Origin of the sequence: Clostridium sp. AF29-8BH (assembly GCF_003478145.1) — a bacterium.
GTDB classification, from domain to species: Bacteria; Bacillota; Clostridia; order Lachnospirales; family Lachnospiraceae; genus Otoolea; species Otoolea fessa.
On the sequence record NZ_QUEL01000001.1, the window covers coordinates 119,541 to 131,638 of the forward strand.

Annotated in this window: 6 protein-coding genes; 5 read left to right on the forward strand and 1 reads right to left on the reverse strand. The window is 50.9% G+C overall.

Annotation, left to right across the window (positions count from 1 at the left end):
* The first annotated feature begins 28 nt into the window (after positions 1-28).
* Positions 29-3,400, forward strand: a complete 3,372-nt coding sequence (locus tag DWZ16_RS00505) for a PD-(D/E)XK nuclease family protein (protein ID WP_412694255.1) — start codon at positions 29-31, stop codon at positions 3,398-3,400.
* 161 nt (positions 3,401-3,561) lie between these two features.
* Positions 3,562-7,389: a helicase-exonuclease AddAB subunit AddA gene (gene addA / locus DWZ16_RS00510; protein ID WP_118522072.1), complete on the forward strand. Its 3,828-nt coding sequence runs from the start codon at positions 3,562-3,564 to the stop codon at positions 7,387-7,389.
* Positions 7,390-7,623: 234 nt separating this feature from the next.
* Here the strand turns inward: addA and DWZ16_RS00515 are convergent, their stop codons facing one another.
* Positions 7,624-8,409 carry a MerR family transcriptional regulator gene (locus DWZ16_RS00515; protein ID WP_181357168.1) on the reverse strand — a complete coding sequence of 262 codons (786 nt, stop codon included), beginning with the start codon at positions 8,407-8,409 and terminating at the stop codon, positions 7,624-7,626.
* A 525-nt stretch (positions 8,410-8,934) separates the two neighbouring features.
* On the opposite strand from DWZ16_RS00515, the gene rsmH reads away from it, so the two are divergent.
* The 3 genes from rsmH to DWZ16_RS00530 all read left to right on the forward strand — a co-directional run bounded on the left by rsmH (position 8,935) and on the right by DWZ16_RS00530 (position 12,059).
* Positions 8,935-9,993 (forward strand): 16S rRNA (cytosine(1402)-N(4))-methyltransferase RsmH, encoded by a 1,059-nt coding sequence (gene rsmH / locus DWZ16_RS00520; protein WP_107000320.1) that lies wholly within the window; start codon positions 8,935-8,937, stop codon positions 9,991-9,993.
* Between the two features lie 309 nt (positions 9,994-10,302).
* Complete coding sequence (locus tag DWZ16_RS00525; RefSeq protein WP_118472132.1) at positions 10,303-11,148, forward strand: tyrosine-type recombinase/integrase; 846 nt, start codon at positions 10,303-10,305, stop codon at positions 11,146-11,148.
* A gap of 245 nt (positions 11,149-11,393) precedes the next feature.
* Complete coding sequence (locus tag DWZ16_RS00530; protein WP_118522073.1) at positions 11,394-12,059, forward strand: hypothetical protein; 666 nt, start codon at positions 11,394-11,396, stop codon at positions 12,057-12,059.
* Positions 12,060-12,098 lie beyond the last annotated feature (39 nt).

Consider the following 12,098-nt stretch of genomic DNA (forward strand, 5'->3'; position numbering starts at 1 on the left):
ACATAGACAGAAAGACAGAGGGAAAACTATGTCATTGCAATTTATAATCGGTGGTTCCGGTTCGGGAAAGACACGGACATTGTATGAAAATCTGATCCGTCAGTCGATGGAAGAGCCGGACGGACGTTTTTTTGCTCTGGTGCCGGAACAGTTTACGATGCAGACGCAGAAAGAGATCGTGATGCTGCATCCGAACCATGGCGTGATGAATATCGATATTGTCAGTTTTGAGCGTCTGGCATACCGGGTGTTTGAGGAACTGGCGATTGAAAATCTGGCGGTGCTGGATGATATGGGAAAATCGATGGTTCTGCGGCGCGTCTCATCGGGCGTCCGGGGAAATCTGCACCTGTTTGGAGGGCATCTGGACAAGGCGGGCTTTATCAGCGAGATCAAATCGATGCTGTCTGAGTTTTTCCAGTACGGCATCACGGAGGAAAAGCTGGAGACGCTGATCGGGGAGACGAAAAGCCCGCTGCTGCGCCAGAAGCTTCTGGATATGCAGGTTTTATACCGGGCATTCCAGGCGTATACCGAGGAAAAAGTGATCGTAAAAGAAGAAATTTTAAGCCTTCTCTGCCGGGTGCTGCCGCAGTCACAGCTCATCCGCGACAGCGTTGTGACGCTGGATGGCTATACAGGCTTTACGCCGATCCAGTATGAGCTTCTGGAACTCTTATTCCAGTGCTGCCGGAAGGTGATCGTGACGGTCACGATGGATCCGGAGGACAACCCGTACCGCGAGAGCGTGCAGCAGAAGCTCTTTTACATGAGCCGTCATACCGTCTGCCGTCTGATTGACCGTGCTGCAGCTGCCGGATGCAGCCGGGATGAGGATATTTTGTTGAAAGAAAAACCAATGTGGAGATTTAAGGACAGCCCGGAACTGGGATTTATTGAAAATGAATTGTTCCGATATAGAGGAAAGGTGTATCATTCTGGGAGCGGGAACGAAAGCGGGGCTGCGGCTGAACACGGTCGGGAAAACCTGCGTCTAATTGAAGCAGCAACCCCGCAGGCGGAAATCTCTTTCTTATGCGGAGAAATCCGGCGTTTGGTGGCATCGGAGGGCATCCGTTACCGGGAGATCGCGGTGATTACCGGCGACTTGGAGACATATTCCCGGGAGATTCTGAGGCAGTTTGAGAAGAATCAGATCCCGTGTTTTATTGATTATAAGAAAAATATTTTAAGTAACCCGATGGTGGAACTAATCCGGGCGGCGCTGGAGGTGCTGCAATCGGGCTTTTCCTATGAATCGGTGTTTCGATTCCTGAAAACAGGGCTGGTGATGCCGCTTGCGGGGCTTTCACCGGAAGTGATCTATCAGGCGGAAAATTATGTGATTGCGCTTGGAATCCGCGGGTTTAAGCGGTGGAACAGCACATGGGAGCGCGTGTACCGGGGGGCTGAGCTTATCAATCTGGATGAGTTAAATCAGTTCCGTGAGGCGGTTGTCACACCATTTCTGCCGTTTCGGGAGGTGTTTTCCAACCGCAAAGCAACGGTGCGCGAGCGGACGGAGGCGCTGGTCCATTTTCTCGAAGCACTTGAGATGGAGCAGAAGCTGGCGGCGATGGCGCAGCAGTTTGAAGAAGTGGGCGATATGAGTCTTGCCAAGGAGTACGGGCAGGTGTATGGGCTGGTGATGGATCTGTTTGACCGGATTGTGGCGCTTCTCGGCGAGGAGATCATGGGACAGCGGGAGTATGCAGAGATTCTGGACGCCGGTTTTGCGGAGATCAAGGTAGGACTGATCCCCGCGGTCGTGGACCGGATCGTGGTCGGCGATATCACGCGAACCCGTCTTTCCAATATAAAAGTGTTGTTTTTTGCCGGAGTCAATGACGGGATAGTGCCGTCTGTTTCGGGACGCGGCGGGATCCTTTCGGAGGCGGATCGCCGGGCGCTGCGGGAAATGCAGGTAGAATTGGCGCCGACCGCGCGGGAGGAAAGCTTTTTGCAGCGATTTTATCTCTATCTGGCGCTGACAAAGCCGTCGGACTATCTCTATCTGTCGTGTGCGGCGTCCTCTGCCGAGGGAAAAGCGATGCGTCCTTCGAGTCTGATGCTGCAGCTGCTTAAATTATTTCCGGAGAAACGTCTGGAACAGCCGAAGGAAGAGAAGGAAGCGCTCTGGTCGCCGGAGCTTGGCATGAGCTGGGTGCTTCGGGGACTGCAGGATGAAAAAAGCGGGGAAAATGACCAGTTTATATCGCTGTACCGATACTTTATTCAGTCAGAATCGTACCGGGATGAAATGCAGGCGCTCTCGGATGCTGCATTTTATACCTATCAGGATACGGGCATCGGGAAGGCGGCGGCGCGGGCGCTCTATAGCCCGATTCTGCGGGGCAGTGTGACGCGTATGGAGCTGTATGCGTCGTGTGCGTATGCACATTTTCTTTCGTATGGGCTGGAATTGTCGGAACGGCAGATGTACGAGATTGCCCCGTCGGATATCGGAAATCTGTTCCATGCGGCGATCGACATGTATTTCACGCGGATGAAAGAGGAAAATCGCCGGTTTTCCGGCATTTCGGAGGAAGACCGCCAGAAAATGGTGGCGGAGTGCGTGGCGTCGGTCACGGAGGAATACGGCAATGCGATTCTGGGAAGCTCGTACCGGAATCAGTATCTGGAACGGAAGGTATACCGGATCACGGATCGGACGATCTGGGCACTGACGGAACAGCTAAAAAAAGGTGATTTTGAGCCAGCCGGGTTTGAGGTCAGTTTTTCACCGATGGATCACCTGAGAGCGATGCGGATTCCGCTTTCAAGCGAGGAGGCGATCCATCTGCGCGGGCGGATTGACCGAATCGATCTCTGCGAGGATGGCGACCGGCTGTATCTTAAGATCATTGATTACAAGACGGGAAAAACGAAATTTGACCTGACGGATATTTATTATGGATTGCAGCTGCAGCTGGTCGTCTACATGGATGCGGCGATGGAGAAGATCGGGCGGGAATACCCGGATAAAACGGTGGTTCCAGCGGGGCTTTTCTATTATCATATCGAGGATCCGATGGTGGAGCGCAAGCCGGTGGAGTCGGAGGAGGAGACGAATGCCGATATTTTGAAGGCACTGCGGATGAACGGGCTGGTAAACGGCGATCGGGAGGCACTGGCACATCTGGATAACCGGCTGGGCGAGGAGGCGACGGCGGATTCGGATGTTGTGCCGGTTTCGATTAAAAATGAGGCGATCGTTGAGCGGCGTTCGCAGGCGGCAGGGGAAGAAAAATTCCGTGTGCTGGGCGCGTATGTGAACCGAAAAATGAAGCATATGGGGCGGGAGATTCTGGATGGAAACATTGCGGCGTCGCCGTACAAAAACGGTCAGAAAACGGCGTGCGATTATTGCCCGTACACAGTGTGTGCGGATTTGATTTGAAAACGGACGGCTACCAGTTCCGGCGTTTTGATAAGCTGAGCCCGGAGGAGATCTGGGGGAAGATGGAAGAAAAGGATAAGGAAACGGAACGGTAGGTTTGTGTTTGGCTGTGACTGTGGGAATGAAAGAAGAACCAGTCATGAAAAAGGAAAGGGCGAGAAATGGCAGTAAATTGGACCAGGGAACAGAAGCAGGTAATTGAGGGGCGGGAGAAAAGCCTCCTGGTGTCGGCAGCGGCCGGAAGCGGCAAGACCGCGGTGCTGGTTGAGCGGATCATCCAGATGATCACGGAGGGGGAGAACCCGAAGGACATAGACCGCCTGCTTGTCATGACTTTTACCCGGGCGGCAGCGGCGGAGATGCGGGAGCGGATCCAGGCGGCGATTGAGAAAAAACTGGAATCGGAGCCGGAAAATGAACATCTCCAGCAGCAGGCAGTTCTGGTTCAGTTTGCCCAGATCACGACGATCGACAGCTTCTGCCTGCATGTCATGCGGGAACATTTTGACCGGCTGGACATCGATCCAGCATTCCGGGTCGGCGATGAGGGCGAAATGCTTCTGATGCGCGCTGATGTGATGGATGGGCTGCTGGAAGATTATTACCGCGACGGCGGGAAACGGTATGAGGAGTTTGTGGACGCGTATGCGACGGGCAAGGCGGACGGTGGAATTGCCGAGTATGTGATGCAGGTCTACAATTTCGCCCAGAGTAACCCGTGGCCGGATGCGTGGTATGAAAAATGCCGTGAGGAGCTGCTCCTGACCGAACAGGGAGAGCTGGAGCAGACGGAGTGGATGCAGTTCCTTTTGCGTGATATTGCATTGCAGGCGCAGGAGTGGGAAATACAGCTTCGGGAGGCGTGGGAGATCTGCCAGGAGACGGGAGGACCGATGCCGTACCTGCCGATGATCGAGGAAGATCTGCGCCATGCGGAGGCAGTCTGCGGGGCAGCCGGTTCGTTTGAAACGATCTCGGAGGCATTGGAACAATTTACGTTTTCGCGTCTGGCGGCGATCCGCGGCAAAAACGGGGAGGTCGATCCGGAGAAAAAGGCGCTTGTTTCCGACTGCCGCGGTCGGGTCAAAAAAGCAGTTGAAAAGTTAAAAGGAGAGTACCTGTTTGCCTCCCCGGAGCAGATGCTTACGGATATGGAAGCCGGAAAAGAGCGGATTTTGGAACTTTTGGAGCTGGCGCAGGAATTTGGACGGCGGTTTAGGGCGAAGAAGAAAGAGAAAAATGTGGTGGATTTTCATGATCTGGAACATTTTGCGCTGGAGATTCTGACAGAACCGGAATCAGAATGTTCCGAGGCGGAGGAAACTTCAAGTGCAGAAGAAACCGATCAGATGCAAGGGAAAAATGCCTGGACAGTGCGCGTACCAGGCACAGTCGCGGATGAGCTCGCCGTGCAGTACGACGAAATTCTGGTGGACGAGTACCAGGACAGCAACCTGGTTCAGGAGACGCTGATCCAGTGCATCAGCGGTGAACGTTTTGACCGCCCGAATGTGTTTATGGTGGGCGATGTCAAGCAGAGTATCTATAAATTCCGCCTGGCGAGACCGGAATTATTTCTGGAAAAATACAGCACATACACGTCGGAGGAGAGCGCGCACCAGAAGATCGAGCTTCACCAGAACTTTCGAAGCCGGGATCACATACTGGAATCGATCAATGCGATTTTTTACCGTATCATGACGGAAAAGCTGGGAAATATATCCTATACGGAAGATGCGGCACTGCATCCGGGCGCAGCCTTTGAAGAGCGGGATGGCCTGGATGAGTTAAAGACGGAGCTTTTGCTGGTGGATTTGTCGGTGCAGCCGCAGAAAGAGACGGAATCCCCCGAGTTAGATGATGAGGCAGCCGATTACACCGCCAGAGAGCTGGAAGCGCGCATGATCGCCGGAAAGATCCGTGAGATGACGGATAAAGAATGGGGGATCACGATCTGGGATAAGGAGCTTGGCGCTTACCGTCGGGCGCAGTACGGGGATATTGTGATTCTGCTTCGAAGCGTCAGCGGATGGGCGGAAGAATTTATCGAGGTGCTGGCGACGCAGGGGATTCCGGCGGTCGCAGAGTCTCGGACGGGATATTTTAATACGCTGGAAGTCGAGACGGTGCTGAATCTTTTGGCAGTCATCGACAATCCGATGCAGGACATTCCCCTGGCGTCGGTGCTCAAATCGCCGTTTGGCGGCGTTTCTGATGAGGAGATGGCGTGGATTGTGGCGGAACATAAGGCGGGCGTTGACCGGTCGCGGGATGCAGGGCTTTACCGGGCGGTTGTGGAGTATATGAACGAGGATGGACCGGTGAAGTCGAATGACGAAAGTGACGAGTCGTCGATCGCGGATGTGTTTCGTTTTCAAAAAAATAAATTAATTCAAAAGAATAACCTGCGCCGAAAACTCCAAAAACTCTTTACTCTTCTGGATACATTCCGCCAGGAAGCTGTTTACCTGCCGATGCACGAGCTCCTCTACCGGATTTACGACAAAACGGGCTATTATCGCTATGTATCGGCGCTTCCGGGCGGGGCGGGACGGCGCGGCAATCTGGATATGCTGGTGGAGAAAGCGGCAGCCTATGAGGCGACGAGCTACCGGGGCGTGTTCCATTTTATCCGGTATATTGAAAAATTGAAAAAATATAACACAGATTTTGGCGAGGCGCCGGTGGCGGATTCCGAGGGAACGGTGGTGCGGATCATGAGTATCCATAAGAGCAAGGGACTGGAATTTCCGATCGTGTTTGTGGCTGGAATGGGAAAAAATTTTAACAAGCAGGATACGCGGGGGAAACTTCTGATCGACGCGGATCTGGGAATCGGAACCGACTATCTGGACAGCGAGAAGCGCATCAAGGGACCGACGCTCAAGAAAAATGTGATGAAACGCCGGATGGAACTGGAGGCGCTGGGCGAGGAACTGCGTGTTCTTTACGTGGCGCTGACGCGTGCGAAGGAAAAACTGATTCTGACGGCGTCCTCCCGGAAATTGGAGGATCGGATTGCGAAGTGGAGCGCAGTGGCAACCGAACACGGGGCGATTCCGTATACGATTCTGACGCTGGCTTCCTCGTATCTGGATTGGATTTTGATGAGTATTCCGGAAAAAAATCCGTGGATTTCATATCAGATGGAAACGCTTTCCGACCAGATCGACCGTGAGATCGGCACGCAGATACGCCAGACGTTATCGAGAGAGTGGCTGCGGTGGCTGGCGGGGGAGGACAGCCATTTGTCGAATGACGAGAATCATCCAAACACGCAAAATCGGCTCGAAAATATCAGGCAAATAGAATCGATTATCAGCAGCAACTACCATTTCCAGTACCCATACCTGGACGATCTGAGTCTCAACACCAAGATGTCCGTTTCTGAACTCAAGAAAAAGGGCATGGAGGAAGAAGAGGAGGAGATGGTATTTCTGCCGACGCTGCCAGTGTTTATGGAGAAGGAGCAGGAAGAAAAAGGCGGCGCGACGCGCGGTACAGCGTACCACCGTGTGTTGCAGTTGTTGCCGTTTGAGCGGGCAATGTCGAGACAGGAGTTAAATGCATTTCCGGCGAAGCTGGCGGCTGAGGGGCGGATGGATGCCGAGGCGGCGGCGTTGGTGCGCGGCTCAGATCTGGCAAAACTGACAGCCAGTTCATTGGGAAAACGCATGCAGAGAGCGGCAGCAGCCGGGAAACTGTACCGGGAAAAACAGTTCGTCATCGGTATTCCGGCGCGCGAAATGGGCGACTGGGATTCGGATGAGCGGATTCTGATACAGGGTATCATCGACGCCTTTTTTGAGGAGGATGGCAAGCTGGTTCTGGTGGATTATAAGACAGATTATGTGGAAAATTCAGACATTCTGATCCGCCGCTATGAGGCACAGGTGCGCTACTATACCCGCGCACTAGAACAGATGACAGGAAAAAGGGTGGCGGAGCGCTACCTGTATTCGTTCCGGTTTGGGGCGATTGAAGTGTAAGGCAGTGATTCTGGATACAGATAGGCACGTTCGGAGCCGATCGTATTTCCAGTCAATACGCCGGGATATGCGGCGCAGGAGGATCTGACGGAGTACCGGAGTTTTACGGATTATACGGATCAGGGCTTTGTTTATGTCCATGCGGGCTGCCGCGGCCGATAACTTTATAGAGTGGGTCAATGCGTGCTGCGCCCAGAGGAATTAAAATAATAAAATTAGAGAAATAAGTTTTGGTTAAAGGGTATCATCCGCCATCAGAACCGCTACCTGCGTCAGAAAATTCTCAGGATTTTTGTGCTGGGGCGGTCCCTCCAGATAGAGGTGGCGGGCGGTGCCCTTTAATGGAATCTGATATTTGTTTGCATACGCACAAAGATGCTTCACAATTACAGGAAGACCTTCATAGGCACCGTGATAAAAGATACAGAGCGCTTTCTGGCAGGGCAGGGTGACGAGATGTTCACCCCGGCTTTCCGGCGGGACGGCGATGCAGCAGGTAAAATCGCCCGGATTCGAAAGGTTGTATTCGGTGAAAAACATATGCTGGGTGGTGTCAGAACCATATTGACGGATCGCCTTGATGAAGACGCCACGTAATTGCTCTTTCTTGTCTTCAAGTTCTGTCGAATGCAGATCCTGGCAGTAAACGGTCTGGGCGGGAAGTTCTATCTGTCGGATTTCAAAGTCATTGTGCCCTTTTGAATGTTCTTTTAATTTCTCAATATTCCGGCTGATCTCGTCACGCAGATCTTCCAGACGAGTGATCAGCGGCTCCAGATCCGTCGTGCCGTGATAATAGGCATAGATATCATCCAGCGACAGACCGAGATTCTGCAGAATGCGGATGCTCCGGATGCGCGAGACGGTGTCTGCTGTATAGTAACGGTTTCCATTGATACCGTCTCTCTGATCCGGCAGAATAAGACCCTTGTCTTCATAATTTAAAATCATGCGCCGGGTCACTTCCAACGCTTTGGCTGCCTCGCCGATCGAGAGCAGCCGTTTTTTATCGTGCGTCATAAAACCTCCTGTTAGATATCCATAAGATGTGCAATCATGTATATTTGTCATGTAGGATTCTGGTGCAATTTTTTACACTCATAGTTGTGTATAATTACATGAAAAATAAGTAAAAATTATATAAATTAGCTAAAAAGGGATTGTATCGTACATCAATGTACGGTATATAATCATTTTATTGAAAGCGGGATGCCGTGTCAAGTATCCAGCCGATGCAAAACACCACACAATTTGTCATACTATGCACGTTGAAAAGGAGTATCCGGGCAGGCAGGAGCGTCAGACATTGGGGAGAATGAGTATTTTATATACAGAAAGATTTGATGGCTCATCTGCAAACATCTGCCCGGAGAAACATTTCAACCAAAACGCCTTTATTGTATACCTATGATGCTGCGTTTTATCTGGAAAAATCAAGAAAGAATTGACATTTGAACGCCTTCCATATATGCTTGAACCAATATGATTTTCGATTTGACAGATGGGAAAATCAATGGAAAATCTAAGCAGATATGGGAGGCTTTTATGGATCAGGAAAATCAGACACCACACAAACGGCGTGTCAGATATAAAGGAAAATATCCAAAGAAATTTGAAGAAAAATATAAAGAGCTGCAGCCGGAGAAGTATCAGGACACGATCCAGCACGTGATTCAGAAGGGAAATACACCAGCGGGCATGCATATTTCCATTATGGTGCAGGAGATTCTGGACTTTTTGCAGATCCAGCCGGGGCAGGTCGGATTTGATGCGACGCTAGGATACGGCGGACATACGAAGGCAATGCTGGCCTGCCTGAAAGGGCAGGGACATATGTATGCGACCGATGTTGATCCGGAGGAATCCGCCAAGACGCGGAAACGCCTGGAAGAAGCGGGCTATGGCGAGGACATGCTTTCAATCCGTCTCCAGAACTTCTGTACAATCGATGAGATTGCCAAAGAAGCGGGTGGTTTTGATTTTATTTTAGCCGATCTGGGCGTGTCTTCGATGCAGATTGACAATCCGAAGCGAGGCTTTTCGTTCAAGGTAGATGGACCGCTGGACCTGCGCCTGAATCAGGAAAAAGGCATCAGCGCCGCCGAGCGCCTTGACACGATCGAGCGTGAGGAGCTGGCGGGCATGCTGTACGAAAATTCAGACGAACCGTACTGCGAGGAGCTGGCAAAAGCGATCACGGATGAGATCCGCCGTGGAAATCGGATCGATACGACCACGAAACTCCGTGAAATCATTGAAAAAACATTGGATTTCCTTCCGGAAAAGGAGAAAAAGGAGACAGTCAAGAAGACCTGTCAGCGTGTTTTCCAGGCGCTCCGGATCGATGTAAACCAGGAATTTGAAGTACTCTATGAGTTTATGGAGAAGCTTCCAAATGCGCTTCGACCGGGCGGACGGGCAGCGATCCTGACCTTCCATTCCGGAGAGGATAAACTGGTGAAAGCGGCGCTCAAAGAGGGATATCGCGCCGGTATCTATAAAGAATATTCCAAAGATGTGGTGCGCCCGTCCGCGCAGGAGTGCGTACAGAACCCGCGTGCCCGCTCGACGAAGATGCGCTGGGCGATCCGGGCGGACGAGTAAAATGAATATAAAAGAAAATATATGAAAAAACAGGGCAGCTGTTCCGAGCAATATGGGAGCGGCTGTCCTGTTTTTATTGTGAAGATCAAAGAGAGTCCATGTGAAAAATTTCGGGCGCAGTGATGTCTGGTTCTGCAAAAATCCGATTAAAAGAGCAAAAATGTTTTTTTTGCGAGATTTCTGTTTCCGGTGCGTATACTATAAGATTACTTTTCAGAAAATAGAAAAGTGGTCACAGTTGTGAAAGAAAAAACAGCTGCGAAAAAAACAAATACGCGAGAAAGTTTCGTGAGAAAGAGAGGAAACGCATTGAAACAGGAAACACAAAATGAATTGGAACGATTTAGGGATTATTTGAGAGAACAGGAAAAAAGCAGCCACACGATCGAAAAATACTGCAGGGACGTGAGAAAGTTTTTGATGTTTGCTGATGAAGACTGGGATAAAAATACAATTATATCTTTTAAGGAATATCTGCAAGCTCATTATAAAACGTCCAGCGCCAATTCGATGCTTGCGTCTCTGAACAGCTACTTTCATTTTATCGGAAGACAGGAATACTGTGTCCGCACGTTCCGGGTGCAGAAGCGGATTTTCTGTGATGAGAGACAGGAAATGACGCGCAGCGATTATCAAAAGTTAGTTAAGGCGGCGCGGGAGCGCGGCGATGAACGCCTCTGTGCGATATTGCAGACGATCGCGAGCACGGGCATACGAATCAGCGAGCTTTCATATATTACAGCGGAATCGCTGGCACAGGGGGAAGTAGTGATCGACTGTAAGGGAAAACAGCGGGTGATCCTGCTGCCGCAGTCGCTGATGCTGTATCTGACGCAGTACTGCCAGAAGCAGCGGATTGTGAGAGGCAGCATCTTTGTCACAAAAAACGGGCAGGCAGTCCGCAGACAGAATGTGTGGGCGGACATGAAATCCGTCTGCACCGAAGCGGGTGTTCTTCCGAGCAAGGTATATCCGCACAATCTGCGCCATCTGTTTGCCAAGATATTTTATGAGCGCGATCACGATCTGGTCCGTCTGGCAGACTATCTGGGTCACAGCAGCGTGGAAACGACAAGACGTTATACGATCATCAGCAGCCGTGAAGCGTGCCGCAGACAGCTGGAATTAGGTTTGTTGATTGATAGGGAAAATTGACGAAAAACATAATGGGAATTATGTCATGAAATGAAAAAAATCTGCATACATATCTAAATATATGATTTTATTATCAAGTTTATCACTTCTGAGAAAAAATTTCAACCTACAAAGACGTTAAAAAACAGTACTTGAAAGTACAGATATTTTATCCAAAATCCGACAAAAACCTTGCAAATTAAAGAAAAAACAAAACAGGTGGATATGACATAATTCCCATTATGTCAGCCGGGGAGGTGGAGTATGTGAGAGAAGATCTGACGGGGCGCCGGTATGGACGCCTGACCGTCTGCCGGGAGATAAAACAGGCAGAAAAAAGCCGCCGCCATTACTGGCTGTGCCGGTGTGACTGCGGGAAAGAAAAAACCGTGGAGGAGTCCCATCTGAAAACAGGGCATACGAAAAGCTGCGGGTGCTATCGGAAGGAACTTCCGTCCAGTCGGCGGATCGATCTGACAGGTCGTCAGTTCGGACGTTTGAAAGTGCTTGAAGAGGCGGATAATTCCAACCGGACAGGTAAATATTGGAAATGTGTCTGTAGCTGCGGACGCCTGATTGAGGCATCCAAAGAAAGCCTGTGCGCGGGAAAAACCAAGAGCTGTGGGTGCCTGCAGGCGGAGACACGAAAGAAAAACATGAAAAAAGCGATTCATTTTGTAGGCGGAACCTGCCTGGAACGAATCGCCAACCAGAAAAATACGGCAAACAATACAAGCGGCTACCGAGGCGTCTACCAGCGGGAAAATTCCCGGTGGCGGGCAGCGATCGGCTTTCAGGGAAAAGTGTACAACCTTGGAACCTTCGTAAACCTTGAGGATGCGGTGGCAGCGCGGAAAAAAGCAGAAGAGGAATTGTACGAGCCATTTTTGCGGGAACATGGCGTGAAAGCGGTTCAGAATGGAGGTATTTAAATCCGCATAAGGGGACCTGTGTTGATGATAAGACGGGAG